22 protein-coding genes and 1 tRNA gene are annotated in these 25,443 nt (G+C 73.3%); 10 read left to right on the forward strand and 13 right to left on the reverse strand.

From position 1 onward, the window contains the following. Window positions 1-28 precede the first annotated feature (28 nt). Together ROT00_RS06710 and ROT00_RS06715 are read right to left on the reverse strand one after the other, a co-directional pair. Window positions 29-847, reverse strand: coding sequence for an undecaprenyl-diphosphate phosphatase (locus tag ROT00_RS06710; RefSeq protein WP_404773362.1), 819 nt, complete (start codon window positions 845-847; stop codon window positions 29-31). A gap of 70 nt (window positions 848-917) precedes the next feature. Then, on the reverse strand, window positions 918-2,237 hold the full coding sequence (locus ROT00_RS06715) for a M20/M25/M40 family metallo-hydrolase (protein WP_404773364.1): 1,320 nt from the start codon (window positions 2,235-2,237) through the stop codon (window positions 918-920). Window positions 2,238-2,437: 200 nt separating this feature from the next. Here ROT00_RS06715 and ROT00_RS06720 point away from each other — a divergent pair. The 5 genes from ROT00_RS06720 to ROT00_RS06740 all read left to right on the forward strand — a co-directional run bounded on the left by ROT00_RS06720 (window position 2,438) and on the right by ROT00_RS06740 (window position 9,346). After that, a tRNA-Leu gene (locus tag ROT00_RS06720) sits at window positions 2,438-2,522 on the forward strand. 216 nt (window positions 2,523-2,738) lie between these two features. Continuing rightward, window positions 2,739-3,440, forward strand: a complete 702-nt coding sequence (locus ROT00_RS06725; RefSeq protein ID WP_404773366.1) for a hypothetical protein — start codon at window positions 2,739-2,741, stop codon at window positions 3,438-3,440. Continuing rightward, window positions 3,437-4,975 carry a DNA polymerase Y family protein gene (locus ROT00_RS06730; protein ID WP_404773368.1) on the forward strand — a complete coding sequence of 513 codons (1,539 nt, stop codon included), beginning with the start codon at window positions 3,437-3,439 and terminating at the stop codon, window positions 4,973-4,975. Before ROT00_RS06725 ends, ROT00_RS06730 begins: the two co-directional genes overlap by 4 nt. After that, window positions 4,975-8,406 (forward strand): error-prone DNA polymerase, encoded by a 3,432-nt coding sequence (locus ROT00_RS06735; RefSeq protein WP_404773370.1) that lies wholly within the window; start codon window positions 4,975-4,977, stop codon window positions 8,404-8,406. Before ROT00_RS06730 ends, ROT00_RS06735 begins: the two co-directional genes overlap by 1 nt. Before the next feature lie 73 nt (window positions 8,407-8,479). Continuing rightward, the gene (locus tag ROT00_RS06740; RefSeq protein WP_404773372.1) at window positions 8,480-9,346 is read left to right on the forward strand and encodes a DUF3097 domain-containing protein; all 867 of its coding nucleotides are present in this window, start codon (window positions 8,480-8,482) and stop codon (window positions 9,344-9,346) included. Between the two features lie 35 nt (window positions 9,347-9,381). Here ROT00_RS06740 and ROT00_RS06745 read toward each other — a convergent pair whose 3' ends face one another. The 3 genes from ROT00_RS06745 to ROT00_RS06755 all read right to left on the reverse strand — a co-directional run bounded on the left by ROT00_RS06745 (window position 9,382) and on the right by ROT00_RS06755 (window position 11,928). Then, a complete protein-coding gene (locus ROT00_RS06745; RefSeq protein WP_404773373.1) occupies window positions 9,382-10,128 on the reverse strand; it encodes an SDR family oxidoreductase in 747 nt (248 codons plus the stop codon). Between the two features lie 45 nt (window positions 10,129-10,173). Continuing rightward, window positions 10,174-11,262, reverse strand: a complete 1,089-nt coding sequence (locus tag ROT00_RS06750; protein ID WP_404773375.1) for a VIT1/CCC1 transporter family protein — start codon at window positions 11,260-11,262, stop codon at window positions 10,174-10,176. 189 nt (window positions 11,263-11,451) lie between these two features. Beyond that, entirely contained in the window at window positions 11,452-11,928 is a 477-nt protein-coding gene (locus ROT00_RS06755) for an Lrp/AsnC family transcriptional regulator (protein WP_404773377.1), read from the reverse strand. 109 nt (window positions 11,929-12,037) lie between these two features. Here ROT00_RS06755 and ROT00_RS06760 point away from each other — a divergent pair, with 109 nt between their 5' ends. Then, on the forward strand, window positions 12,038-13,270 hold the full coding sequence (locus ROT00_RS06760; RefSeq protein ID WP_404773379.1) for a trans-sulfuration enzyme family protein: 1,233 nt from the start codon (window positions 12,038-12,040) through the stop codon (window positions 13,268-13,270). Between the two features lie 48 nt (window positions 13,271-13,318). Here the strand turns inward: ROT00_RS06760 and ROT00_RS06765 are convergent, their stop codons facing one another. After that, window positions 13,319-15,124: a DEAD/DEAH box helicase gene (locus tag ROT00_RS06765; protein ID WP_404773381.1), complete on the reverse strand. Its 1,806-nt coding sequence runs from the start codon at window positions 15,122-15,124 to the stop codon at window positions 13,319-13,321. Between the two features lie 122 nt (window positions 15,125-15,246). On the opposite strand from ROT00_RS06765, the gene ROT00_RS06770 reads away from it, so the two are divergent. Next, the gene (locus tag ROT00_RS06770) at window positions 15,247-16,089 is read left to right on the forward strand and encodes an SGNH/GDSL hydrolase family protein (RefSeq protein WP_404773383.1); all 843 of its coding nucleotides are present in this window, start codon (window positions 15,247-15,249) and stop codon (window positions 16,087-16,089) included. Window positions 16,090-16,116: 27 nt separating this feature from the next. Here ROT00_RS06770 and ROT00_RS06775 read toward each other — a convergent pair whose 3' ends face one another. Both ROT00_RS06775 and ROT00_RS06780 read right to left on the reverse strand, forming a co-directional pair. Next, window positions 16,117-17,472: a D-alanyl-D-alanine carboxypeptidase family protein gene (locus tag ROT00_RS06775; RefSeq protein WP_404773385.1), complete on the reverse strand. Its 1,356-nt coding sequence runs from the start codon at window positions 17,470-17,472 to the stop codon at window positions 16,117-16,119. Between the two features lie 11 nt (window positions 17,473-17,483). Beyond that, on the reverse strand, window positions 17,484-18,311 hold the full coding sequence (locus ROT00_RS06780; protein ID WP_404773387.1) for a TrmH family RNA methyltransferase: 828 nt from the start codon (window positions 18,309-18,311) through the stop codon (window positions 17,484-17,486). A 106-nt stretch (window positions 18,312-18,417) separates the two neighbouring features. On the opposite strand from ROT00_RS06780, the gene ROT00_RS06785 reads away from it, so the two are divergent. Together ROT00_RS06785 and ROT00_RS06790 are read left to right on the forward strand one after the other, a co-directional pair. Continuing rightward, on the forward strand, window positions 18,418-19,263 hold the full coding sequence (locus ROT00_RS06785) for a Sir2 family NAD-dependent protein deacetylase (protein ID WP_404773388.1): 846 nt from the start codon (window positions 18,418-18,420) through the stop codon (window positions 19,261-19,263). 52 nt (window positions 19,264-19,315) lie between these two features. Beyond that, window positions 19,316-19,924 (forward strand): histidine phosphatase family protein, encoded by a 609-nt coding sequence (locus ROT00_RS06790; RefSeq protein ID WP_404773390.1) that lies wholly within the window; start codon window positions 19,316-19,318, stop codon window positions 19,922-19,924. Window positions 19,925-20,042: 118 nt separating this feature from the next. Here ROT00_RS06790 and ROT00_RS06795 read toward each other — a convergent pair whose 3' ends face one another. Then, window positions 20,043-21,143: a glycosyltransferase family 4 protein gene (locus ROT00_RS06795; RefSeq protein WP_404773391.1), complete on the reverse strand. Its 1,101-nt coding sequence runs from the start codon at window positions 21,141-21,143 to the stop codon at window positions 20,043-20,045. Further along, on the reverse strand, window positions 21,140-22,030 hold the full coding sequence (locus ROT00_RS06800; RefSeq protein ID WP_404773392.1) for an alpha/beta fold hydrolase: 891 nt from the start codon (window positions 22,028-22,030) through the stop codon (window positions 21,140-21,142). The genes ROT00_RS06795 and ROT00_RS06800 overlap by 4 nt, the downstream gene beginning before the upstream one ends. 60 nt (window positions 22,031-22,090) lie before the next feature. On the opposite strand from ROT00_RS06800, the gene ROT00_RS06805 reads away from it, so the two are divergent. Then, the gene (locus ROT00_RS06805) at window positions 22,091-22,789 is read left to right on the forward strand and encodes an exonuclease domain-containing protein (protein ID WP_404773394.1); all 699 of its coding nucleotides are present in this window, start codon (window positions 22,091-22,093) and stop codon (window positions 22,787-22,789) included. Between the two features lie 168 nt (window positions 22,790-22,957). Here ROT00_RS06805 and ROT00_RS06810 read toward each other — a convergent pair whose 3' ends face one another. The 3 genes from ROT00_RS06810 to glgA form a co-directional block, all read right to left on the reverse strand. After that, complete coding sequence (locus tag ROT00_RS06810) at window positions 22,958-23,212, reverse strand: type B 50S ribosomal protein L31 (protein ID WP_404773395.1); 255 nt, start codon at window positions 23,210-23,212, stop codon at window positions 22,958-22,960. Between the two features lie 143 nt (window positions 23,213-23,355). Then, complete coding sequence (locus ROT00_RS06815) at window positions 23,356-24,144, reverse strand: ABC transporter ATP-binding protein (protein ID WP_404773397.1); 789 nt, start codon at window positions 24,142-24,144, stop codon at window positions 23,356-23,358. A gap of 54 nt (window positions 24,145-24,198) precedes the next feature. After that, the gene (gene glgA / locus ROT00_RS06820) at window positions 24,199-25,386 is read right to left on the reverse strand and encodes a glycogen synthase (protein ID WP_404773398.1); all 1,188 of its coding nucleotides are present in this window, start codon (window positions 25,384-25,386) and stop codon (window positions 24,199-24,201) included. Window positions 25,387-25,443 lie beyond the last annotated feature (57 nt).

A 25,443-nucleotide genomic window follows, 5' to 3' on the forward strand; every position in this document is an offset into this window, starting at 1 on the left:
AAGCGCCGGCGAGGTCCGCCCTCCCGGATCAGGCGCTCAGCACGCCCGTGCCGAGCAGGACGAAGAGCAGCCCGCCGAGCAGGATCCGGTAGATCACGAACGGCAGGAAGCTGCGCTTCGAGATGTAGTTCATGAAGAACGCGATGACGAGCAGTCCCACCACGAAGGCGACGAGCGTCGCGGCGCCCGTCTCGACCAGCCCGTAGACGCTCGGCTCGCCGATGCTCTTGAAGAGCTGGTAGAAGCCCGAGCCGAACACGGCGGGGATCGCCAGGAGGAACGCGTAGCGCGCCGCGGCGGAGCGCTCGTAACCGAGGAAGAGCCCCATCGAGATCGTGCCGCCGGAGCGCGAGACGCCGGGGATGAGGGCGAGTGCCTGGGCGAGGCCGAAGAGGATGCCGTGGGGCACGTTCAGCTGCTCGAGGGTGCGCGTCTTGCGGCCTGCCCAATCGGCGAGGCCGAGGATGACGCCGAAGACGATGAGCATCGTCGCGACGATCCAGAGCGAGCGGAACGTCGTCTCGATCTCGTCCTGGAAGAGGACGCCGAGCGCCACGATCGGGATCGAGCCGACGATGATCAGCCAGCCCATCCGGGCGTCCGGGTCGTTCCGGGGCACCCGGCCGGTGAAGGAGCCGAACCAGTGCGAGATGATCCGCACGATGTCGCGCCAGAAGAAGACCACGACGGCCGCCTCGGTGCCGATCTGGGTGATCGCGGTGAAGGCGGCCCCCGGGTCCTGCGCCCCGGGGAGCAGCTCGCCGAGGATGCGCAGGTGCGCGCTCGAGGAGATGGGGAGGAACTCGGTCAGTCCCTGGACGAACCCGAGGATGAGGGCTTCGATCACGTGTCGTGTGTCCGTTCGGTCGATGGCGTGCGGCGACGGAGACGATCGTAAGCCCCCTCCGTGGGAGGGCTCAGTATTCGAGCAGCAGGTCGCGAAGCACGCGGTGCCCGAAGGCGAGCGCGTCGAGCGGCACGCGCTCGTCGACGCCGTGGAACATCGCCGGGAAGTCGAGGCCCTCCGGGAGGCGGAGCGGTGCGAAGCCGTAGCCGGCGATCCCGAGCCGGGAGAGCGCCTTGTTGTCGGTGCCGCCCGAGAGCAGGTACGGGAAGACCGGCGCTCCGGGGTCGTGCCGGGCGATGGCGCCGGCGACCGCGTCGACGAGCGGACCGGTGGTGGATGCCTCGAGGCCGACGTCGCGGTGCACGATCTCGACTTCGACGTCCTCGCCCGCGAGCTCGCGGATCGCGGCGAGCACCTGCTCCTCCTCGCCGGGGAGCGTGCGGATGTCGACGAGCGCCTCCGCCCGGTCGGGGATGACGTTGTGCTTGTATCCGGCCTCGAGCAGCGTCGGGTTCGTCGTCGTGCGGAGGGTCGCGGTGATGAAGCCGGATGCCGAGCCGGTGGCGAGGGCGAGCTCGTCGGGCGAGACCTGCTCGGGATCGACGCCGAGGACGCCCGCGATCGCCGCCAGGAGCTCCGTGGTCGTCCCGGTGAGCCGCAGCGGCCACTCGGTGCGCCCGATGCGTGCGACCGCCTCGGCGAGCTTCGTGACGGCGTTGTCGTGGATCAGGCGCGAGCCGTGCGCCGCGGTCCCCCGCGCGACGAGGCGCACCCAGAGCAGGGACTTCTCGCCCGTCTGCAGGAGGTACGCGCGGGTGCCGCCGACGGTGATCGAATAGCCGCCGACCTCGCTGATCGCCTCGGTGGCGCCGGCGAAGAGCTCGGGGTGGTGCTCGACCATCCAGTGGGCGCCGTAGTCGCCCCCGGCCTCCTCGTCGGCGAAGAAGGCGACGACGAGCTCGCGCTCGGGCTGGCGGCCGCTGCGGAGGAGGTCGCCGAGCGCCGTGAGCATCATGGCGTCCATGTCCTTCATGTCGACCGCGCCGCGTCCCCAGAGCATGCCGTCGCGCACCTCGCCCGCGAAGGGGTCGACGCTCCAGTTGCGCGGATCGGCCGGGACCACGTCGAGGTGCCCGTGCAGGACGAGGGCCGGCTTCTCCGGGTTCCGCCCGGGCACCCGGGCGACGACGCTCGCCCGGCGGGGCGCCGACTCGAAGATCTGCGGGGCGAGACCGAGGGCGGCGAGCTTGGCCTCGACGTACTCGGCGGCCTCCCGCTCCCCGTTCGCGCGGCCCTCGCCGTAGTTCGTGGTGTCGAAGCGGATCAGCTCCTGCGCGATGCTCGCCGTCTCGTCGAGTTCGTCGGGGTTCGTCGCTGCTGCCTCGGCCATGCGCTCCACGCTATCGTGCCCGCCTCGTTCTTCCCCACTCCCCCGGAGTTGCCCGCGCTGCGGGGGCCGAAGACGGGTTTCCGCCGGGTGATCTGCGCTTTCCCGAACACGGATGCCGCTGGGCCCCGGAGTGGTCAAACAGCCCTCCGAAACCGTGCTAATGTCTTCTACGGCCCGCTGAGAGATCAGCGGGAAACCACGCGCGGGTGGCGGAATTGGCAGACGCGCTAGCTTGAGGTGCTAGTGCCCGTATAGGGCGTGGGGGTTCAAGTCCCCCCTCGCGCACGTGGGTCGAAAGGGCCGGATCGAAAGATCCGGCCCTTTCGCATTTCCGGGGCCGTCGACTTTCCCGGGATCGCCTGTTCCTCGAGACCGTCCTTTGTCCGGGATCGTCCGTTTCCGGGGTCGTCTGTTTTCCGGGGGCGCTCGTCCATTCGGAGACTCGAATACCTGTTCGATTCCGGACTTGCTGAATTCGAATCTCTGTTCGAAACTGAAGGGGTGACCTCGACCCTTCCCCAGCGCACCCGCCTCGAGCGGGTCGCCGAGCTGCAGAGCCGCATCCACGGCATGCAGGCGACGAAGCTCGAGGGGCGGGCGCTGCCGACCCATCCCGCCTTCAACGCCCTCCTGCCAGGCGGAACCGTGCGCGAGGGCACCGTCACCGAGGTACGCGGGTCCGGCTCGCTGCTCATGGCCCTCCTCGCGGAGGCGAGCGCCGCGGGGCGCTGGTGCGCCGTCGTCGGCATCCCCGAGTTCGGGATCGAGGCGGCCGAACGCTTCGGCCTCGACCTCGACCGTCTCGCGCTCGTGCCGCGCCCGGGCCGGCACTGGTTCACCGTCGTCGCGACGCTCGCCGAGGCCATCCCGCTCGTCGCCGTCCGCCCGGGCGGACGGGTGCAGCCGGCCGAGGCGTCCAGGCTCGCCGCGCGGCTCCGCGAGCGCGGCTCGGCGCTCCTCGTCGACGGCGACTGGCCCGGCAGCGAGGTGAGCCTCGGCGTGGAGTCGAGCGGCTGGAGCGGGCTCGAACGCGGGCACGGCCTGCTCGCCGATCACGAACTGCTCGTGCGCGCCTCGGGTCGCGGCGGATTCGCCAGCGGGCGCCGGGCGCGGCTCCGTCTCGCCGAGGGGGCGCGCGGCTTCGTCGCGGCCCCGCCGCTGGCCGCGGTCCGGCCGTCGGCCGGGGAACGGCGGGCGGGATGACCCGGCGCACCCGCACCATCGTGCTCTGGTGCCCCGACTGGCCGGTCTTCGCCGCCGGCCGCGAGGCCGGGATCGATCCGGCGCGGCCGATCGCGCTCGTCGAGGCCGGCGCCGTGCACTCCTGCTCCTCCACGGCCCGACGCGACGGGGTGTCGAGAGGCATCCGGCTCCGCGAAGCGCAGTACCGCTCCCCCGAGCTCGTCGTGCTCCCCTACGACCCCGTGCTCGACCACCGCGCGTTCGAGCCGGTCGTGCGCGGAGTGGAGGAGGCGGTGCCCGCCGTGCAGATCGTGCGCCCGGGCACGCTCGCGATGCGGGCGCGCGGCCCGGTCCGCTACTACGGCGGCGAGGCCCAGGCGGCGGGGGCCCTGCTCGACACTGTGGCCGCGCTCGGCATCCCCGGCGCGAAGATCGGCATCGCCGACGGCCCGTTCGCCGCGGAGCAGGCCGCCCGCACCGCGCTGCGCTCCCCCGTCGGCATCGTCTCCGAGGGCGGCTCGGCCGAGTTCCTCGCGCCGCTGCCGGTCTCGCTCGTCGTCGAGCAGCGCACCCGCACGCTGCTCCTCCGGCTCGGCGTCCGCACCCTGGGCGAGCTCGCGGCGCTGCCGGCCGACGATGTGCGGCGGCGCTTCGGCCCGGCGGGGGCGTTCGCCCACGCCCGTGCGGCCGGGCGCGAGCAGTCCGAGGTGGCGGCTCGCACGCCCCCGCCGGAGTTCGAGGTGGAGCAGCGCTTCGAGCCGCCGATCGATCGCATCGACCAGCTCGCCTTCGCGTTCCGCGTGTCGGCCGAACGCTTCATCGACCGCATCCGGGAGTCCCGGCTCGTGTGCACGGCGCTCCGGATCGAGCTGGAGGACGACCGCGGCGGCCACTCGGGGCGGAGCTGGCTGCACCCGCGCTGGTTCACCGCCGCCGAGGTGCTCGACCGGGTCCGCTGGCAGTTGCAGGGGGCGGGCAGCGCCGAGGCCGGGCTCGCCGCGGCGGTGACCCGTGTGCGGGTCGTCCCCGAACGCCTGGATTCGACCGGCGACCACGAGCCGGGCCTCTGGGGCGGCGGCCCCGACGAACGGGTCCACCACGCCCTCACCCGGGTGCAGGGGCTCCTCGGCCACGAGGGCGTCGTCACCGCGACGGTCGGCGGTGGCCGTCTGCTCGGCGATCGCCAGGTGCTCGTGCCGTGGGGGGACCGTGCACCGGCGGCCCGCCCCGGCCCCTGGCCGGGAACCCTGCCCGCCCGGGCCCCCGCGAGCGTCTTCGACGAGCCGGTGCCGGTGCTCCTCCGCGATGCCGCGGGCGGTTCCGTCGCGATCGACGAGCGCGGGGCGATCGGCTCGCCGCCCGCCGCCTTCGCCCTCGTGGGCACGGAACCCGCCGAGGTGCGCGCCTGGGCCGGCCCCTGGCCGGTCGTCGAGCGCTGGTGGGACCCGGAGCGGGCGCGGCGCGTGCACCGCTTCCAGCTCGTCGACCACGACGGCTGCGCCTGGCTGCTGCTCCGCGACGCCGAGGGCTGGTGGGCCGAGGCGAGGTACGACTGATGGGCTGGAACAACCCGGAGATCCCGTGGTCGGAGCTCGAGCGCCGGCTTTCGGACCGGCGCCGGCCGAGGCCCTCGAAGCTCATCGCCGACGGCGGCGACGGGCCGGCCTTCAGCCGCAAGCGCGCCCCGTACCGCCCTGCGGAGGGCCTTGTCGCCCCGAACGGCCCGGTCGTGCCCTACGCCGAGCTGCACGTGCACTCCAACTACAGCTTCCTCGACGGCGCCTCCCAGCCTGAGCAGCTCGTGGAGGAGGCCCGCCGGCTCGGTCTGTCCGGGCTCGCGATCACCGACCACGACGGCTTCTACGGCATCGTCCGCTTCGCCGAGGCCGCCGAGAGCTTCCCCGAGCTGCGCACCGTCTACGGCGCCGAGCTCTCGCTCGGCCTGTCCGCCCCGCAGCTGGGCGCGGCCGATCCCGAGGGCGAGCACCTGCTGGTCCTCGCCCGCGGCGAGGCCGGCTACCACCGGCTCGCCGCGGCGATCACGGGCGCCCAGCTCGCGGGCGGGGAGAAGGGGCGGCCCGTCTATGAGCTCGAACGGCTCGCCGAGCAGGCCGACGGCGAGTGGGTCGTGCCGACGGGATGCCGGAAGAGCCCGGTCCGGCGGGCGCTCGCCGAGCACGGGGAGGACGCGGCGCGGCGGGAGCTCGACCGGCTGACCGCGCTGTTCGGCCGGGAGCAGGTCGTGGTGGAGCTCTTCGACCACGGGCATCCCGGCGACCAGCGGGCGAACGATCAGCTCGCGGCGCTCGCCGCCCGGGCCGGGGTGCCGCTCCTCGCGACGAACGCCGTGCACTACGCGACCCCGGGCGAGCACCGTCTCGCGAACGCGCTGTCTGCGGTCCGGGCGAGGCGCAGCCTCGACGAGCTCGACGGCTGGCTGCCGGCCTCGAACGAGCAGCACCTGCGCAGCGGCGCCGAGATGCTCGCCCGCTTCGCCCGCTATCCGGGAGCGGTCGAACGCTCCGTCGTGCTCGCCGAGGAGCTCGGCTTCACCCTTCGCAGCGCCCGGCCCCGGCTGCCGAGGCAGGAGGTGCCCGACGGGCACACGCCGATGAGCTGGCTGCGCGAGCTCGTCCGGCAGGGGGCCGAGGAGCTCTACCCGGGGGTGCCGGACCACGTGCGGCGGCGGCTCGATCACGAGCTCGCGGTCATCGAGCAGAAGGACTTCCCCGGCTACTTCCTGATCGTGCACGACCTCGTCGCGGAGGCGCGCCGTCGAGGCATCCTCTGCCAGGGCCGGGGCTCCGCCGCGAACTCGGCCGTCTGCTACGCGCTGCGGATCACCGCGGTGGACTCGATCAAGTTCGACCTGCCCTTCGAGCGCTTCCTCTCCGCGCTGCGCGACGAGGAGCCCGACATCGACGTCGACTTCGACTCCGACCGCCGCGAGGAGATCATCCAGTACGTCTACACGAAGTACGGGCGGCAGAACGCCGCCCAGGTCGCGAACGTCATCAGCTACCGGCCGAAGGCGGCCGTGCGCGACATGGCGAAGGCGCTCGGCTACGGCACCGGTCAGCAGGATGCCTGGTCGCGGCAGGTCGAACGCTGGGGCGCCGTCGTCGAGACCGACGACCACGACATCCCGGGTCCCGTGGTGGAGCTCGCCGAGCAGCTGCTGACCTTCCCGCGGCATCTCGGCATCCACTCGGGCGGCATGGTGCTCACCGATCGGCCCGTCGGCGAGGTCTGCCCCATCGAGCACGCCCGCATGCCCGGCCGCACGGTGCTGCAATGGGACAAGGACGACTGCGCCTGGATGGGCCTCGTGAAGTTCGACCTGCTCGGTCTCGGCATGCTCGCCGCCCTGCAGTACGCCTTCGACCTGATCGAGGCCCGCACCGGCGAGCACTGGGAGCTGCACTCCATCCCGAAGGAGGAGCCGGCCGTCTACGACATGCTCTGCCGGGCCGACTCGGTGGGCGTGTTCCAGGTCGAGAGCCGGGCGCAGATGGGCACGCTCCCCCGGCTGAAGCCGCGCTGCTACTACGACCTCGTGGTCGAGATCGCGTTGATCCGGCCCGGGCCGGTGCAGGGCGGCGCGGTGCACCCCTACATCCGTCGGCGCACGGGCGAGGAGACCGTGAGCTACCTGCACCCGAAGCTCGAACCCGTGCTGAAGCGCACGCTCGGGGTGCCGCTCTTCCAGGAGCAGCTCATGCAGATGGCCGTGGCCGTCGGCGACTGCACGGCGGCCGACGCCGACCTGCTGCGGCGGGCGATGGGCTCGAAGCGGGGCGTGCAGAAGATCTCCGAGCTGAAGGAGAAGCTCTACGCGGGGATGGCGCGGAACGGCCTCTCCCAGGACGACGCCGACGCGATCTACGGCAAGATCGAGGCCTTCGCGAACTTCGGCTTCGCGGAGAGCCACGCACTGGCGTTCGCGCTCCTCGTCTACGTGAGCTCGTGGCTGAAGCTGCACTACCCGGCCGCGTTCCTCGCCGCGCTGCTCCGGGCGCAGCCCATGGGCTTCTACTCGCCGCACACGCTCACGGCCGATGCCAGACGGCACGGCGTGCGCATCCTCCGCCCCGACGTCCTCCGCTCCGAGGTGCACGCGGGGCTGGAACCGCTCGACCGGGCGGACGCGACGGGCCCGCTCGGCGATCCGGCCCGACGACCGAGCGGTCTGGACGGCTGCCTCGACGCCGAGCAGCCCCCGATCGGCGACTTCGACCGGGCGGCGCCCGACCGCTCCGCCGCGCACCGTCGCGACGCCGGGTTCGCCGTGCGACTCGGGCTCGCCGACGTCGCCTCGATCGGCACGGCGGTCGCCGAGCGCATCGTCGCCGAACGCGAGTCCGGCGGCCCCTATCGCGACATGCCCGACGTGGCGCGCCGCGCCGCCCTCGACACCGAGCAGCTGGAGGCGCTCGCCGCCGCCGGGGCCTTCGAGGCCTTCGGGCTGGCACCGCGCGAGGCGCTCTGGCTCGCGGGCGAGGCCGCGCAGGACCGGGCCGAGTTCCTGCCGGGTTCCGTGGTGGTGGTGCAGCCGCCGCTGCTGCCGATCCTGAGCGAGGCCGAGCAGGTGGTGTACGACCTCTGGGCGACGGGCATCTCCCCCGACGACCATCCGATCCGGCACGCGCGCAACGAGCTCGATGCGCGCGGCGCGGTGCGGATCGACCGGCTGCGGGCGGTGGAGTCGGGCCGCCGCGTCGAGGTCGGCGGGGTCGTCACGCACCGGCAGCGCCCGGCGACCGCCTCGGGCATCACCTTCCTGAACCTGGAAGACGAGTCGGGCACCCTCAACGTCATCGCCGGCGTCGGCGTCTGGAACCGCTACCGCCGCATCGCGCGGGAGGCGCCGGCGATGGTCGTGCGAGGCATCCTGGAGCGGAGCCCGGAGGGGGTGACGAATCTCGTCGTCGACCGGTTCGAGCAGCTCATCGTCACGGCGCCGCACCGCTCCCGGGACTTCCGATGACGGGTCGCCGCGTCTCGCGCGGCCGTCGTCGTGTCTCCGCCCGAGGGCGGGCGCGGTCGGATACCCTCGACCGGTGCCCGCCACCCCGCCCTTCGGATCCGACCCCCACGACCGCTACGGCAGCGATGTGCTCGCCGGCGACTGGAAGGCCAGGGGGCGCACCACGATCCCCGAGGTCGCGGCCGAGCGGGATCTGGTGGTGGAGCTCGCCGAGTCCGGATTCTGCGGGGCGATCCTCGGCATCGAGCAGGGCAACGTCGTGCTCGAGGACCGATTCGGCGGGCGCCGGCTGTTCCCCCTCGGGCACGGCTTCCTCCTCGACGGCCGAGCGGTTCGGCTCGTCGCGCCGAAGCCCAAGGTCCAGACCGGGCGCCTGCGCACCGCCTCGGGGTCGTTCGTCGCCGAGGCGGGGCCTGCGAAGGTCGCGCTGCCGAGCCGGATCTTCGTCGAGGGTCGCCACGACGCCGAGCTCGTCGAGAAGATCTGGGGCGCCGACCTGCGGGTCGAGGGGGTCGTCGTCGAGTACCTCGAGGGCGTCGACGTGCTGCCGGAGACGCTCGCCGAGTTCCGCCCCGGGAAGGGACGCAAGGTCGGCGTGCTCGTCGACCACCTCGTGCCCGGCTCGAAGGAGCAGCGCATCGCCGACGCCGTCGCCCGCGGCCCGCATGGAGCGCATGTGCTCGTCGTCGGGCACCCGTACATCGACGTCTGGCAGGCGGTGAAGCCGCAGCGGCTCGGCGTGGAGGCGTGGCCCGTCATCCCCCGCGGCACCGAGTGGAAGCACGGCATCTGCGCGGCGTTCGGCTGGCCGCACGCCGAGCAGGCGGACATCGCGCGTGCCTGGCAGCACATCCTCGGCCGGGTGCGCGGCTACGGAGACCTGGAGCCGTCGTTGCTCGGCCGGGTCGAGGAGCTGATCGACTTCGTGACCGCGCCCTGACGGCGACCTCTCCGTCAGGGCGGCGGCCGTCCGGCTCAGACCGAGAAGCCGCCGTCGCTGTGGATGAGCTGCCCGGTGATCCACCGGCCGTCATCCGAGACCAGGAAGCGCACGAGCCGCGCGGCGTCCTCCGGGGTGCCGAGGCGGCCGCTCGGCTGGGCGGCGGTGAGCGCGGCGCGGGTGTCGTCGTCCATCCAGCCCGTGTCGACCGGGCCCGGGTTCACGACGTTCGAGCGGATGCCGAGGCCGCCGAGCTCGCGCGCCGCTGCGATGACGATCCGGTCGAGCGCGCCCTTGCTCGCCCCGTAGGGCAGATTGCCGACGGTGTGGTCGCTCGTGAGCGCGACGATGCTGCCGCCGCCGTGCGGGAGCTGCGCGGCGAACGAGCGGATCAGGAGCCAGGCGGCCCGCGTGTTCACCGCGAAGTGCTGGTCGAAGCTCTCGAGCGTGGTGTCCAGCAGTCCGGAGTCGACGCTGTAGGCGTGCGAGAGCACGAGCGCCGTGACCGGACCGAGCTCCGCGCCGACCTCGGCGAGGAGGCGGGCGGGGGCGTCCGGGTCGGCGAGGTCGGCGTCGATCCGCACCGTCCGCGCCCCGTGCGCGACGAGCTCCCGCTCGAGCGCGTCCGGATCGCGGTCGGGGTCGCCGCCGAAGGGCACCTCCCGGTCGCGCTCGGCGGAGCTCGTCACGGCCACGTCCCAGCCGGCCTCCGCGAGGGCGACGGCGATCGCGTGGGCGATGCCGGTGCGGCGTCCGGCACCGGTGACGAGTGCGACGGGCATTGCGACCTCCTTCATGCCGCCCGCTCGGCGGCACGAGTCGCCACGCTAGCCGATCGTGGTGCCGAAGGCGAGGCCGAGCACGTAGGTGACGGCTGCGGCGCCGAGCCCGATCGCGAGCTGGCGGAGGGCGCGCTTGAGCGGCGAGGCGCCGGAGAGGAGCCCCACGGTCGCGCCCGTCGCGAGGAGCGCGATGCCGACGAGCACGGTGGCCAGCAGGACGGCGGGGAGCCCGGTCATCCCGAACAGGTACGGCAGCACTGGGATGAGCGCCCCGGAGGCGAAGAAGCAGAAGCTCGAGATCGCGGCGGAGAGTCCCGTGCCGACGGCCTCGTCGTCGTGCTCGGCGACGCCGAGCGCGTCGGTCGGCGTCGGGTGCTGCTCGACGGCGTGCACGCGCGCGACGACGAGGGCGGCGTGCTCGGCGGCCTCCTCGGGTTCCATGCCGCGGGCGCGGTAGACGAGGGCGAGCTCGTTGGCGTCGATGTCGAGGTCGGGTAGCGCTTCGCGCGCGCTCGGGTCGGGGGCGGATGCCTCGAGCAGCTCGCGCTGCGACCGCACGGACACGTACTCGCCGGCCCCCATCGAGAGGGCGCCGGCGAGGAGTCCCGCCACCCCGGTGAAGAGGACGACCGGCGCGGGGACCCCGGTCGCGCCGATGCCGAGCACGAGCGCCAGGTTGGAGACGAGCCCGTCGTTCGCGCCGAACACGGCGGCGCGGAAGGTGCCGGCGAGACGGCGTCGGCCGCGGGCGGCGAGGCCCCGCACGACCTCGCCGTGGATGCGCTCGTCCGCGGCCATCGCTGCGGTCGCGTCGGGGTCGCTCGCGTACGGGGAGCGGGCCTCCGCCCGCTGGGCGAGGGCGAGGACGAAGATGGATCCGAAGCGCCGGGCGAGGGCGCCGAGCATCCGGGTGCGGATGTCGGCGCGCGGCACGCCCTGCTCGTCGCCGCCGAGGAGACGGAGCCAGTGCGCCTCGTGGCGTCCCTCCGCTGCGGCGAGGGCGAGCAGGATCTCCCGCTCCTCCCCCTCGCGGCGCGCGGCCAGCTCCCGGTAGACGGCGGCCTCGGCTCGCTCGTCGGCCAGGTAGCGGCGCCATCTGGCGCGATCTGCGGCGGTGCCCTGCGGCTCGCTCATGCTGCTCCTTCTCGCGGGCGCACGACTCGCCCGTGCAGCCCGCGCCATCGCGTGGGCCGCGTTCGCGGCCTCAGCAAAGCTACCGGTGGCGCCGGTCGGATCGGCCCGAAACGGCGGGATTCGCAGCATTTCGGATTCCCGAACGTCCTTCGGTGCGCCGAAGCGTCGGGGTGGCCCCGACTACCGCGATCACCCGACGAGGTGCTGCCAGCCGTCGCCCGAGGCGTACTCGAAGATGAGGTTCGTCTCGGTGTGCGCGACGGCGGGGTGGCCGGTGAGGTGCGCGAGCACGAACTCGCGCAGCTCCTCGGCGTCGCGGGCGGCGACGTGCAGGAGGTAGTCCTCGGCTCCGGCCATGTGGAAGACGGCGAGGACGCCGGGAAGGTGCGGCACCGCCTGGCGGAAGGCGTCGATCTCGCTCCGGTCGTGCTTCACGAGGCGGACGGCGATGAGCGCCTGCAGCGAGACGCCGAGCGCGGCGAGGTCGACGTCGACGCGGAAGCTCCGGATGATGCCGAGGCTCTGCAGACGGCGGAGGCGGAGCGACACCGTCGATTCGGCGACTCCGACCTCCGCGGCGAGGGCCGCGCCCGAGGCGCGGGCGTTCGAGGAGAGCGCCGCGATGAGCGCCCGGTCGACGCGGTCGAGTTCGGCTTTCTGCGCCATCGCTCTGTCCTCTCGGTCGAAGATCGATGAATCTGCGACTCAAGATACCAGTTCGCGAGTTTCTGCGACACTACTTGCCGATTCTCGCAGATCCTGCTTCATTGGCGGAATGCAGACACCGACGTCCCGCTTCGAGACCCGCGCCGTCCACGCTGGAATGGACGGGGTGCGCGAGCTCGGCTCCCATGTTCCTCCACTCGACCTCTCCACGACGAATCCGCTCCCCTCCGTCGAGCTCGGCGGGCTGTCGTACGAGGAGCTCGCCGGCGGCCAGGATCTCGGCGCCGATCGCTCCGCCGTCTACCAGCGGCTCTGGCAGCCCGGCGTCGCGCGGTTCGAGTCCGCGCTCGCGGAGCTGGAGGGCGCCGAGGGCGCCGTCGCTTTCGCGAGCGGGATGGCGGCGCTCTCGGCGCTCCTCATCGCCTCCGCGAGCGCCGGTCGCCCGCACATCGTCGCCGTGCGCCCGCTGTACGGCGGCACCGATCACGTGCTCGACACCGGGCTGCTCGGCACCGAGGTGACGTGGGCGACCGTGCACGAGGTCGCCGCGGCGATCCGACCCGAGACGGGACTCGTCGTCGTCGAGACGCCCGCGAACCCCACGCTCGAGCTCGTCGATCTGGCCGTGCTCGCCCGGGCGGCCGGGACGGTGACGCTGCTCGTCGACAACACCTTCGCGACCCCGGTGCTGCAGCGACCGCTCGAGCACGGCGCGAGCCTCGTGCTGCACAGCGCCACCAAGTATCTCGGCGGGCACGGCGACGTCATGGGCGGAGTGATCGCCGGCGACGCGGAGTGGGTCGGCCGGCTCCGGCGCGTGCGCGCGCTCACGGGCGGTCTCCTGCATCCCTTCGCGGCGTACCTGCTGCACCGCGGCCTGCGCACGCTTCCGGTGCGCGTGCGCGCCCAGCAGGCGACCGCGGGCGAGCTCGCGGAGCGCCTCGCCGCGCACCCCGCCGTCGCGGCCGTGCACTACCCCGGGCTCCCGGGGCAGGATCCGGCCGGCCTCATCGGGCGGCAGCAGTCGGGGCCCGGCGCGATCATCGCGCTCGATCTGGCGGGCGGCTTCTCGGCAGCGCAGCGCTTCGTCGAGGCCTGCGAGCTCGTCACGCACGCGGTCTCCCTCGGCGGCGTCGACTCGCTCGTGCAGCACCCCGCGTCGCTCACCCACCGGCCGGTCGCGGGCGAGGCGAAGCCGGCAGCGGGCGTCGTGCGGCTCTCGATCGGGCTCGAGCACGTCGACGACCTCGCCGACGACCTGCTCCGCGCGCTCGACGCGGCCTCCTTCGCCGACGGCGACGCGAGCCGGGAGCCGGTCGTGCTCGCGGGTGCCCGCGACTGAGGCGTCCCGCCCCGGGCGAGCGGCGATCGACCCCGGCGTGCCGGGGCGTCAGCGGGCGCCGAGCCGCTTCCGCACGAACTCGATGCGGGCCTGGAGCTGGGTGACGGTCGCCTGGGCGACGGCAGGACCGCCGCAGACGCGCCTGAGTTGCGCGTGCACCTGCGAGTGCGGCTCGCCCGTCTGCCGCGCCCAGAGGCCGACGAGGCTGTTCAGGAGCGCCCGCTGCTCCTTCAGCGTGCGGTACAGCGCGACGGGTTCGGCGTGCTCCTCGTCGGCGACGGTCTGCTTGCGCCGCTCGCCCGCACGGCGGGCCTGGCGCGCCTGGCGGTGCCGGAGGAGCTCGGATACCTGCTCCGGCTCCAGCAGACCGGGGATGCCGATGAAGTCGAACTCCTCGTCGCTGCCGGGCTCCGCGAGCGTGCCGAACTCGGTGCCGTCGTACACGACCCGGTCGAAGGTGGCGTCGGAGGCGATCGCCTGCCAGGTGAACTCCGCCGACAGCTCGTCGGACGCCTTCTCCTCGCGGTTGGCCGCTTCGAGCAGGCCGTCTTCCAGGCCCGGGTCGTCGCCGCCGTCGCCGTCGCGCCGGTCGAGGGCGTGATCGCGCTGGCGCTCGAGCTCGCTCGCGAGCGCCATCAGCACCGGGACGTTGGGCAGGAACACCGAGGCAGTCTCACCGCGGCGGCGGGCGCGCACGAAGCGCCCGATCGCCTGGGCGAAGAAGAGCGGGGTCGAGGAGCTCGTCGCGTACACGCCGACGGCGAGCCGCGGCACGTCGACGCCCTCCGACACCATGCGCACCGCGACCATCCACCGGCTCGTCGACGCCGAGAACGCCTCGATGTTCGCCGAGGCCTCCTTGTCGTCGGAGAGCACCACCGTGACCGGCTCGCCGCAGATCTGCTCGAGCTGCTGGGCGTACGCGCGGGCGACGGTCTGGTCGGTCGCGAGCACGAGCCCCCCGGCATCCGGGATCGACTGCCGGACCTCGCTCAACCGGCGGTTCGCCGCCTGCAGCACGGCCGGGATCCACTCCCCGCTCGGTTCGAGCGCCGTGCGCCACGCGGCGGAGGTGATGTCCTTCGTGTTGTCCTCGCCGAGACGGGCCTCCATCTCGTCGCCCGCCTTCGTGCGCCAGCGCATGTGGCCGGCGTAGACCATGAAGATGACGGGACGGACGACCCCGTCGGCGAGCGCCCGGTCGTAGCCGTAGGCGTAGTCGGTGCGTGAGACGCGGATGCCCTTCGCGTCGGGCGCGTAGTCGACGAACGGGATGGGCGCGGTGTCGCTGCGGAACGGGGTGCCGGTGAGCGAGAGGCGCTTCGTCGCCGGCTCGAAGGCCTCGCGGATGGCGTCGCCCCAGGAGAGCGTGTCGCCGCCGTGGTGCACCTCGTCGAGGATGATGAGACTCCGGCCGGACAGGGTGAGCTCGCGATGCAGCGCGGGGCGCATGGCGACCTGCGCGTAGGTGACGGCGACGCCGTGGAAGTGGCGCGCCGAACGGCCGTGGGCGTTGCGGAACCCGGGATCGAGGCGGATGCCGACGCGGTCGGCGGCGTCGGCCCACTGCCGCTTCAGGTGGTCGGTGGGGGCGACGACGGTGATGCGGTCGACGATGCGACGGGCGCGGAGCTCCGCGGCGAGCCGCAGCGCGAAGGTCGTCTTGCCGGCGCCGGGGGTCGCAGCGGCGAGGTAGTCGCGCGGGAGCTCGGCGAGGTAGTGCTCGAGCGCCTCGGCCTGCCAGGCGCGCAGCTTGGAGGCGGTGCCCCAGGCGGCGCGCTCGGGATAGGACGGTGAGAGGTGCTCGGCGGCCGAGGTGCCCGGGTGGGCGCCGTTCGGAATCACTGAGCTCATGAGGATACGAGGCTACCCGAGGCATCCGACACGAGCGAAGCCGCACCGCCGACCGGGCCTGGCGCGGCGACGACGCCGGCCCGATTGCCGCGGTGCGTCGGCGGCGTGTGCAGAATGGAGGAATGCCAGTCGGAGGAACGTCACACGAATCCACGCCGCCAGCGACGTCCGCGCAGCGCCATCCCTGGTCCCGCTACGTCGCGCTCGGCGACTCCTTCACCGAGGGGATCGGGGATCCCGAGCCCACGGTTCCCGGCGGACATCGCGGCTGGGCCGACCGAGTCGCCGAGGTGCTCGCGCAGGGCGACGACGACTTCGCCTACGCGAACCTCGCCATCCGCGGACGCCTCATCCAGCAGATCATCGACGAGCAGATCGAGCCCGCGCTCGCGCTGCGGCCCGACCTCATCACGATCTCCGCCGGCGGGAACGACGTCATCCGGCCCGGCACCGACCCGGACGAGATCTCCGCCCGCTTCGAGTACGCCGTCGAGCGGCTCTCCCGCGACCGCGCCACGATCGTGCTGTTCACGGGGGTCGACGTCGGCTTCTCCCCCGTGTTCCGCGGCATCCGCGGCAAGGTCGCGATCTACAACGAGAACCTGCGCGCCATCGCGGCGAAGCACGACCTGCTCGTGGCCGATCAGTGGGCCCTCACGGAGATCCAAGACCAGCGGATGTGGGCCCCCGACCGGTTGCACCTGAACGCGCTCGGCCATCACACCGTGGCGCGCATGGTGCTCGCGACCCTCAACGTCGAGAACGAGCTGGAGCCCTCGACTCCGGAGCCGCTGCCCGCCCGGAGCTGGCGCACCGCTCGTGTCGAGGACCTCGCCTGGGCGCGGGAGTACCTCGTGCCGTGGGTCGTCCGGCGCATCCGGCACCAGTCGTCCGGCGACTCGGTGACGGCCAAGCGACCGGCTGCCGGCCCGTACGCCGCGAACGAAGAGCGCGCCGCCGACTGACCCGGCCGCCCGCGGAGCGCGGCCCGATCAGTCGTGCCGCGCGGCGACCGGTGCGTCGAGCGCGCCCGGGTTGCCGAGCCGCCACCACGGGCCCGGATCCTCGACCGAGGCGTCGAGCCGCAGCGGGACGACGACCGATCGCGAGCCCGCCGTGACCGTGGCGCTGCCGACCTCGGTGCCGTCGGCGGCCGTGGTGATCGACTCCGCGTCCACGGACACCTCGACGGGCGTGTCGCTCCAGACGAGGAGCCGCGCGGCTTCGCTCGCCTCGGCGTGGGCGGTCTGCCCCCACGGGGTCGCATAGCTCGCGAGATCGGTGCCCTCGTCGAATGCGGTGACCTCGCGGAACCCGGGTGCGACGCTGTCGAGCAGCGCGGCGACCGCCGCCCGGAGGCTCGCGTGGTCGGGGGCTCCGAGGAGCACCCCGACGATCGTGACGGACTCCTCGCCGACCGTGACGTCCGCGGAGAAGAGCAGATTGGCGGCGTCGTCGGTCGTGCCCGTCTTGATGCCGTCCACGCCGCGGCTGCCGAGGAGCTTGTTGGAGTTCTCGATCGGCCCGAGCTCGGGGAGCTCGACCTCCTGCGTCGCGACGATCGCCGCGACGACGGGGTTCTCGAGCGCGAGTTCACCGAGCCGCACGAGCTCGGCCGGGGTGCTGGTGTTGTCGAGCGAGAGCCCGCTGGAGTCGGCGATGGCGGTGTGCGCGAAGCCGTGGTCGGCGAGCCAGGTCCGCGCCCGCTCGAGGAACGCTTCCTGGGAGCCGAACGCCCAGTTCGAGATCGAGATCGCGTAGTTGTTCCCGGAGGGCAGCAGCATCGCCTCGAGGCTCTGCACGAGGGTGAGCGAGATGCCGGGCTCCACCGGGGCGACCGAGCCGTTCTGGGCGATCATGTCCCAGTAGAGCTCGACGTCCGCCTCCGTGTAGGCGATGTCCGGACCGCCCTCCCCCGCCGCGACGGGATGCTCGTCGAGCACGACGAGCGCGGTGATGATCTTCGTGATGCTCGCGGTCGGCAGGGCGGCATCCGCGGAGCCGGTGGCGAGGAGCCCGTCGAAGCCGACGGCGCCGACCGCGTAGCCGCCGAAGCCGGGGAGCGCGAGCTGCTGGGCCGCGGCGGCGACCGGCTGCGGCGCCGTGACGAGCGGGACCGCTGCCGGGATCGGAGCGCCGAGCGCCCGTCCCGCGTAGACGCCGCCCGAGACGAGCAGCGCGAGGACGAGCGCGAGGGCGCTGAAGACGACGATCCGGCGGCGGCGGTACAGTTTCGCCCTGGCGAGCCGTGCCGCGGCGGCGTCGGAGCCGCCCGCGGGGTCGGCGGGGCGGTCGCCCGTGAGCGCGGCGTCGGACTCGGCCTCGCGGCCGGGAGCGTGGGTCGTCATCGCCTGCGAGCCTAGCCGCCGGAGCCGTGCCCGAGCTGGAGATCGGTCAGCGCGTACAGGACGACGGCCGCGGCGGCGGCGACGTTCAACGAGTCGACCTCGTGCAGCATCGGGATCGTGACGATGCGGTCGGCCGCGGCGAGGGCGCGCCGGCTGAGGCCGTCGCCCTCCGCGCCGAAGACGAGTGCGAGGCGCTCCGGCGGATCCGCCGCGAGGGCGCGCAGCGACACCGCGTCGTCGGCGAGCGCGAGGGCCGCGATCTCGAAGCCGTGGCCGTGCAGGAGCGGCACGGCCTCGTCCCAGTCCGGCAGGCGCGTCCACGGCACCTGGAAGACGGTGCCCATGCTCACCCGGACGCTCCGCCGGTACAGCGGGTCGGCACAGCGCGGGCTGACGAGCACCGCGTCGGCGCCGAGTCCGGCGACGCTGCGGAAGATCGCCCCGACGTTCGTGTGATCGACGATGTCCTCGAGCACCACCACCCGCCGGGCGCCGCGGAGCAGCTCGGCGGGGTCGGGCAGCTCGGGGCGCTCGAAGGCGGCGAGGGCGCCGCGATGCACCCGGTAGCCGGTGATCTCCTCCAACTGGGCGGCGTCGGCGAGGTGGACGGGCACGTCGTACGCCGCGAGCAGCGGCTCGAGGCCGGGGAGCCACTTCTCCTCCATCAGCACGGAGCGGGGCCGGTGGCCCGCCGCGAGCGCGCGGGCGATGACCTTCGCGGACTCGGCCAGGTAGATGCCGCGCTCCGGTTCGGCGGTGCTGCGGAGTGCGACGTCGGTCAGGTTCGCGTAGTCGGCGACGGCGTCGGATGCCGCGTCGCGCACTCGTTCGATGTGCAAGTGGTCCTCCCGGAGGTCCAGCCTGCCACCCGAGGAAACAAACTGGAAAAGTGCGGCGTTTACCATCGTGGGACACGGGCTGGTCGCAGCCGTGGAAGGGAGCCCTGTGAGCACCAGCACTGCGGAGCCGATCGTGGCGGGCATCGAGCGCGCCGTCGAGGTGCTCGGCGCCGGAAGGGTGGCCGTGCTCACGGGCGCCGGGGTGAGCACCGACTCGGGCATCCCCGACTACCGCGGCGAGGGCGCGCCGCGTCGCACGCCGATGACGTTCCAGACCTTCCTCGGCTCCGAACCGGCGCGGAAGCGCTACTGGGCGGGCAGCCACCTCGGCTGGCGCTCCTTCGGCTCCGCGCGGCCGAACGGCGGGCATCTCGCCCTCGCCCGTCTCGAGGCGGCCGGCGTCGCGACGGGGATCGTCACGCAGAACGTCGACGGTCTGCACCGTCGCGCGGGGAGCCGCCGCGTCGTCGAGCTGCACGGCGGCATGGACCGCGTCGTGTGCCTCGCCTGCGGCCAGCTCTTCGCCCGGGAGGCGATCGCCGAGCGGCTGACGACACTGAACCCCGGGCTCGAACCGGAGCTCGAGCGCGCGGTGCGCACGAACCCCGACGGCGACGTCGAGGTCGACGACGTCGCGGACATGCGCATCCCGGAGTGCACCGTCTGCGGCGGCATGCTGAAGCCCGACGTCGTGTTCTTCGGGGAGTTCGTGCCGGTCGAGACGTTCCGCTCCGCAGCGGGCGTCGTCGAGGCGGCCGATTCGCTCCTCGTCGCCGGCAGCTCGCTCGTCGTGAACTCCGGCATCCGCCTCATCGAGCTCGCCCGTCGTCGCCGGCTGCCGATCGTGGTCGTGAACCGCGGCGAGACGAAGGGCGACGGCCGCGCGACGGTGAAGATCGACGCCGGCACCACCGAGACCCTGACCGCGATCGCCGATGCCCTCGCGTCGTGAAACCGATGCCCTCGCGTCGTGAACACGCGGGCGCATCTGCGAGCATGGTCGGATGACCGAGCTCAGCAGGGTGCCGCTCCAGCCCGTCACGATCGCGCTCGTCCGGCACGGCGAGACCGACTGGAACCGTGAGCGGCGCATCCAGGGGCTCACCGACATCCCGCTGAACGACACCGGGCGGCGACAGGCTGCCGCGACCGCGGAGGCGCTCCGCGACGAGCCGTGGGATGCGATCTACGCGAGCCCGCTCGCGCGCGCGGCCGAGACGGCGTCGATGATGGCGGCCGGGCTCGGCCTCGCCGAGCCGGTGCACGTGCCGGAGCTCGTCGAGCGTCGCCACGGCGCGCTCGAGGGGCTCGACCCCGCGGGCCGCGCCGAGCTCGAGGCGTCGGCTGCGACGATCGAGGGGCTCGAACCGCGGTCGGCGGTCATCGAACGCAGCTCCGCGGCGCTGCTCGCGCTCGCCCGGCGGCATCCCGGCGGACGGGTGCTCGCAGTCGCGCACGGCGGCGTCATCCACTCGCTCATCCTGCACCTCAGCGACTGGACCCTCCCCGGTCCCGGCTACCGCATCGACAACGGATCGGTGCATCTCGTGCGGGTCGTCGACGAGGCGCTCGAGCTCGTCGAGCCCGAGCGGCTCACCGGCACCGGAGACTGACTCCTCGCGCGTCCGTGCGCTGCCGCAACGCACGACGTGCGTCGAGACAGGTCGGGCGTGGCGCCAGGGCGCAGCGGCACCGGGGCTCAGCGGCGCCGGGACTCAAGGGCGACTGGGCTCAGCGGCGCCGATGCGAGCGGCCGCGACCGCCCTGCTCCGCGACGGTGCGCTGCATGAGCTCCAGGAGCCGCTCCGCCGACGCGGCCCAGGTGTACTGCGCCGCCTGCGCGACCGCGAGCTCCGAGCGCCGCTCCCAGGCCTCGTCGCGCTCGAGCTCGTCGAGCGCGCGGACGAGGTCGCCGGGGTCGGCCGGGTCGAAGTAGCTGGCGGCGTCGCCGCCGATCTCCCGGAAGATCGGGATGTCGCTCACGACGATGGGGGTGCCGAGCCGCATCGCCTCGACGAGCGGGATGCCGAAGCCCTCCGCGCGCGAGGCGTGCACGAGCGCGGTCGCGCCCGCGAGCAGCTCCGCGTACTCCTCGTCGCTGACCCCGTCGTGGAACACGATGCGGGCGTCGGGCGCCAGCCGGGTGAGCCGGCGCCGCTCCTCGTCGTCGATGCGGCTGAGCAGGTGCAGCTCGTGGTCGGGCAGCTTCGCCGCCGCCCGGACCAGCGTGTCGACGCCCTTGTACGGCATGAACGAGCCCATGTAGACGAGGCGCGGACGGGCGGGCCGCCGCCGCGGCAGCTCGGGTCGGCCGAGCTCGTCCGCCGCGTTCGGCACGACGGTGACCTCGCGGTTCGTGAGGCGGTGCTCGGCGATGAGCCCCGCGGTCGTCTCCGACACGGTGACCACGCGATCTGCGCGGTTCAGCAGCACCCGCTGCGGCCACCACGCGAGGTGGTAGAGGCGCCAGAGGATCCGCACCGGCCACGGCAGGTTCCGCGGCGGCGTGCGGTTCTCGTAGTAGATCAGGTCGTGGAGGGTGAGCAGCAGCCGGTAGTCGCGGCCGAGCGAGCCCATCGTCTGCATCGGCGAGAAGACGAGGTCGGGCTTCAACCGCTTCACCTGCAGCGCCACGAACGGTTCGAGCGGGCTCGTCGGCCCGCTGACGAGCTGCCAGGGCAGCTCGGGCAGGAGCTCCAGCTGGCGGTGGTCGTTGATGAGCATGGTGACCGGATGCCGCTTGCCGAGCTCGCCCACGAGGCCGGCCGTGAACCGGCTGATGCCGTCGTGCTGCCCGATGCGGGTGTACCTGCAGTCGAAGACGATCCTCACGCGGCCGCTCCGTGCGGCACGAAGCCGAGGATCCGGCGGGCGGCGTCGCCCGGCGCCTCGTAGTGGATGAGGTGCCCGACCTCGGGGATCACTTCGAGCCGCGCGTCGGGGAAGCGCTCGACGAGCACGTGCTGCGCCGCGATCGGGGTGATGTCGTCGCGCTCGGCGGCGACGAGGAGCACCGGGACGTCGATCCGCGGGGCGTACTCGCGCACGTCGTGGCTGACGGAGGCGCGGAACGCTTCCAGCAGGCTGTCGCGGTCGCTGAACGCGGAGAAGTAGCGGTCGTGCTGATCGTGGATGAAGCGGCGGAGCTCGCGCGAGCGCGTCTTCGCCATCGTCACGCTCATCACGCGCACGATCGCCCGGCTCTTCAGCACGGCGAAGCCGGCCCGCTCCGGGAGGGCCGCGGCGGCCCGGTAGTACGCGACGGCGAGACGGGTCATGATGCCGCGGGGACCCTCGAGCGCCGGTGCGCCGATCGGGTTCACGAGCACGAGCCGCTCCGGGCGCAGCCCGCCCGCGACGGCCGCGGAGGCCACGATCGAGCCGAAGGAGTGCCCGAGCAGCGTGTACGCGCCGCCGAGGGACAGCGACTCGATGAACGCCGACAGCCACGCGGCATAGCCGTCGATGTCGTGGGCGCCCGCGAGCGGCTCGGACTCGCCGAAGCCGGGCAGGTCGGGCGAGATGATGCGGAAGCCGGGCAGGTTCGCGACGATGGGCTCGAGGCCGTGATGGTCGCCGCGGAAGCCGTGGACGAACACGATCACGGGTGCGCCGGGCTCGCCGTACTCCCACCACGCGGTCGTCGTGCCCAGCACGGTGGCGCGGTGTTCGCGCACGGGGATGCGCTCGAGCAGGGCGGCGTACGGCGAGGGGGTCATCCTCTCCAGTCTACGGCGCGGCTCGCCCGAGCTGTCGGAGGCCGCACGTAGGGTGACGCCATGATCGATGCCACCGCCGACTGGGCCGACACCCTCGCCGTCTTCGACCTCGAGACCACGGGCATCGACATCGATACGTGTCGCATCGTGACCGCCTACGTCGGCGTGCTCGATCGCGAGGGCCGGGTGATCGAGCAGCGCAGCTGGCTCGCCGATCCGGGCGTCGAGATCCCGACCGCGGCGAGCCTCATCCACGGCGTCTCCACCGAACGGGCGCGGGCCGAGGGCATGCCGGCGGCGCGCGCGGTCGCGGAGATCGTGGCCGCCCTCGCCGACGCCGCCGCCCGCGGCCTGCCGATCGTCGCCTACAACGCCGCGTACGACCTCTCGGTGCTGTCGCGCGAGGCCGAGCGCTACGGCACCACTCCCCTGCCCGGGCCCTGGCCCGTCATCGACCCGCTCGTCATCGACAAGGCGGTCGACCGCTACCGGCGCGGCAAGCGCACCCTGACGGCCGCCGCGGCGCACTACGGGGTCGAACTCGTCGACGCGCACGACGCCGGTGCCGACGCGACCGCGGCGGGCCGGGTGGCGCAGGCGATCGCCCGCGCATACCCGGAGGTCGCGGCGCTCGCGGCGGCGGAGCTGCACGAGCGCCAGGTCGAGTGGGCGAGGCTCCAGGCCGAGAGCTACCAGGACTGGCGCCGGCGCAACGGGGAGCCGGAGTTCGTCGCGGTCGGGGCCTGGCCGCTGCGCTGAGCGCGTGCTCGCCCGCGGAACCGGTCACGCGACCTCCCGGCCAGGGGGCATCCCGGCCTGCCACGGGGCATCCCGCTGAGGCCCGTCCCTGGTCTCCCCGTCGCGGGCACCCCGGGAACGACGAACGGGCGGGCGACCCGAAGGTCGCCCGCCCGTGTCGCGACGGTCTTAGTTGGAGCCGCCGAAGCCCTTGAAGCGCTGGTTGAACTTCTCGACGCGGCCGGCCGAGTCCATGATGCGCTGCTTGCCCGTGTAGAACGGGTGCGACTCGCTCGAGATCTCGACGTCGATGACCGGGTAGGTGACACCGTCGAGCTCGATCGTCTTGTCGCTCGTCGCGGTCGAACGCGTGAGGAACGTGGCGCCCGACGCCAGGTCGCGGAAGACGATGGCGTTGTACTCGGGGTGGATGTCGGTCTTCATGAAGACTTCCTTGATCAGTAGTCGAGATGGATGGGGATTCCGCCGCCGCGGCCGACCGCCCGGTTGGCGCAGTACGACGGCAGGGAAGCTCGGTGGCCCTCGGGCCAGCTCACGAGTTTAGCAGATGCAGCGGGAAGCCGCCCTCAGGCGGTCGCCCGCGCGGCGAAGCGGCCGTCGTTCTCGCTCAGCTCGATCGGGAGGCCGAAGGTCTCGCTGAGCGTCTCGGCGGTGAGCGCCTCGCCGAACGGGCCGGATGCCACGACCTGGCCCTGCTTCAGGAGCAGCGCGTGCGTGAAGCCCTGCGGGATCTCCTCGACGTGGTGGGTGACCATCACGATCGCCGGGGAGGCGCTCGAGGAGGCGTAGCCGCCGAGGAGGCCGACGAGCTCCTCCCGGGCGCCGAGGTCGAGGCTCGCGGCCGGCTCGTCGAGCAGCAGGAGCTCGGGGTCGGTCATCACGGCACGGGCGATCTGCACGCGCTTCTGCTCGCCGTCGGAGAGGCTGCCGAAGCGGCGGTCGGCGAAGCGCTCGAGGCCCCACTCGGAGAGGACCCGCTGCGCGCGGCGGAGGTCGATCTCCTCGTACTCCTCGTTCCAGCGGCCGGCGACGGAGTACGCCGCGGTCAGCACGACGTCGAGCACCGTCTCGGTCTTCGGGAGCTTGCGGGCCATCGCCGAGGAGGCGAAGCCGATCATCGGCCGGAGCTCGAACACGTCGACCTTGCCGAGCGACTCGAGGAGCACCTCGGCCTCGCCGGAGCTCGGGTGCATCGCCGCGGCGGCGATCTGGAGCAGCGTGGTCTTGCCGGCGCCGTTCGGGCCGAGGACGACCCAACGCTCATCGGCCCTGACCGTCCAGTCGATCCCGTCGAGAATGGTGTTCCCGTCGCGGACCACCGACACATCGCTGAACTTCAGAACCGTGCTCGCCATGCGATCCATGCTATCGGCAGCGGGAGGGCCCGACGGCCCACCGCCGCGCCCCCGTCAGCGGGCGAGCGCGTCCCGATACACCTCGCGGGTGCGCTCGGCGATCGCCGTCCACCCGAAGTGCTCCTCCGCCCGGACACGGCCCGCGGCGCCGAGCCGCCTCGCCTCCGCCGGATCGGCGAGGACGCGCTCGAGCGCGGCGGCGAGATCGGCGACGTAGCGTTCCGGGTCGAGCGGGGTGCCGGTGCCGTCGTCGGCCTGCTCGATCGGGACGAGGACCCCGGTCACGCCGTCCGCCACCACCTCGGGGATGCCGCCGGTGGCGGTGCCGACGACGGCGGCGCCGCAGGCCATCGCCTCGAGGTTCACGATGCCGAGAGGTTCGTAGATCGAGGGGCAGACGAACGCGGTCGCCGCGGTCAGCAGAGCGGTGAGCTCGGGCCTCGGGAGGTGCCGGTCGATCCACACGACGCCGTCGCGCTCGCGGCGGAGCTCCTCGACGAGCGCGGTCACCTCGCTCATGATCTCCGCGGTGTCCGGGGCGCCCGCGCAGAGGACGAGCTGCGCCTCCGGAGGCAGGCGCCGGGCGGCGCGGAGGAGGTACGGCAGCCCCTTCTGCCTGGTGATCCTGCCGACGAAGACGATCGCGGGCCGCTCGGGGTCGACGCCGAGCGAGCGGACCAGTGCGGCGTCGTCGTTCGGCGCCCAGTCGTCGAGGTCGATGCCGTTGTAGACGACCTGGACGCGGGCGGGGTCGATCGCCGGGTAGGCGCGCAGGAGGTCTCGGCGCATCCCCTCGCTCACCGCGATCACCGCGTCGGCGTCCTCGAAGGCGGTGCGCTCCGCCCAGGAGGAGAGCCGGTAGCCGCCGCCGAGCTGCTCGGCCTTCCACGGCCGGAGCGGCTCCAGGCTGTGTGCGGTGACGACGTGCGGGATCCCGTGCAGGCGCTTCGCCGTGAACCCGGCGAGGTTCGCGTACCAGGTGTGCGAGTGCACGAGGTCGGCCCCGGCGACGTCGTCCGCCATCAGGAGGTCGACGCCCATGGTGCCGAGCGCGGCGTTCCGCCCGGCGAACTCGACCGGCGGGGTGTACGCGAACGTGCCCTCTTCCTCGCGGGGGGCGCCGAAGCAGCGCACCCGGACGTCGAGGTCGCGGCGGAGCGCGCGCACGAGCTCGGCCACGTGCACGCCGGCCCCGCCGTAGACCTCCGGCGGGTACTCCCTGGTGAGCAGATCGACCAGCATGCCGCCACGCTATCGCAGCGCGGTGGCGCGACGGCGGACTCGGATCGACTCGGAGGG

It is taken from the genome of Agromyces mediolanus (assembly GCF_044917495.1).
In the GTDB taxonomy this organism is placed as follows: Bacteria; Actinomycetota; Actinomycetes; order Actinomycetales; family Microbacteriaceae; genus Agromyces; species Agromyces mediolanus_B.

Coding starts and splice junctions, on each gene's coding strand:
- ROT00_RS06750 (WP_404773375.1), bottom strand. CDS start 11,262: ATGAGCGAGCCGCAGGGCACCGCCGCAGATCGCGCCAGATGGCGCCGC.
- ROT00_RS06800 (WP_404773392.1), bottom strand. CDS start 22,030: ATGACCCCCTCGCCGTACGCCGCCCTGCTCGAGCGCATCCCCGTGCGC.
- ROT00_RS06775 (WP_404773385.1), bottom strand. CDS start 17,472: ATGACGACCCACGCTCCCGGCCGCGAGGCCGAGTCCGACGCCGCGCTC.
- ROT00_RS06730 (WP_404773368.1), top strand. CDS start 3,437: ATGACCCGGCGCACCCGCACCATCGTGCTCTGGTGCCCCGACTGGCCG.
- ROT00_RS06760 (WP_404773379.1), top strand. CDS start 12,038: ATGCAGACACCGACGTCCCGCTTCGAGACCCGCGCCGTCCACGCTGGA.
- ROT00_RS06735 (WP_404773370.1), top strand. CDS start 4,975: ATGGGCTGGAACAACCCGGAGATCCCGTGGTCGGAGCTCGAGCGCCGG.
- ROT00_RS06715 (WP_404773364.1), bottom strand. CDS start 2,237: ATGGCCGAGGCAGCAGCGACGAACCCCGACGAACTCGACGAGACGGCG.
- ROT00_RS06805 (WP_404773394.1), top strand. CDS start 22,091: ATGATCGATGCCACCGCCGACTGGGCCGACACCCTCGCCGTCTTCGAC.
- ROT00_RS06770 (WP_404773383.1), top strand. CDS start 15,247: ATGCCAGTCGGAGGAACGTCACACGAATCCACGCCGCCAGCGACGTCC.
- ROT00_RS06810 (WP_404773395.1), bottom strand. CDS start 23,212: ATGAAGACCGACATCCACCCCGAGTACAACGCCATCGTCTTCCGCGAC.
- ROT00_RS06755 (WP_404773377.1), bottom strand. CDS start 11,928: ATGGCGCAGAAAGCCGAACTCGACCGCGTCGACCGGGCGCTCATCGCG.
- ROT00_RS06745 (WP_404773373.1), bottom strand. CDS start 10,128: ATGCCCGTCGCACTCGTCACCGGTGCCGGACGCCGCACCGGCATCGCC.
- glgA (WP_404773398.1), bottom strand. CDS start 25,386: ATGCTGGTCGATCTGCTCACCAGGGAGTACCCGCCGGAGGTCTACGGC.
- ROT00_RS06815 (WP_404773397.1), bottom strand. CDS start 24,144: ATGGCGAGCACGGTTCTGAAGTTCAGCGATGTGTCGGTGGTCCGCGAC.
- ROT00_RS06790 (WP_404773390.1), top strand. CDS start 19,316: ATGACCGAGCTCAGCAGGGTGCCGCTCCAGCCCGTCACGATCGCGCTC.
- ROT00_RS06765 (WP_404773381.1), bottom strand. CDS start 15,124: ATGAGCTCAGTGATTCCGAACGGCGCCCACCCGGGCACCTCGGCCGCC.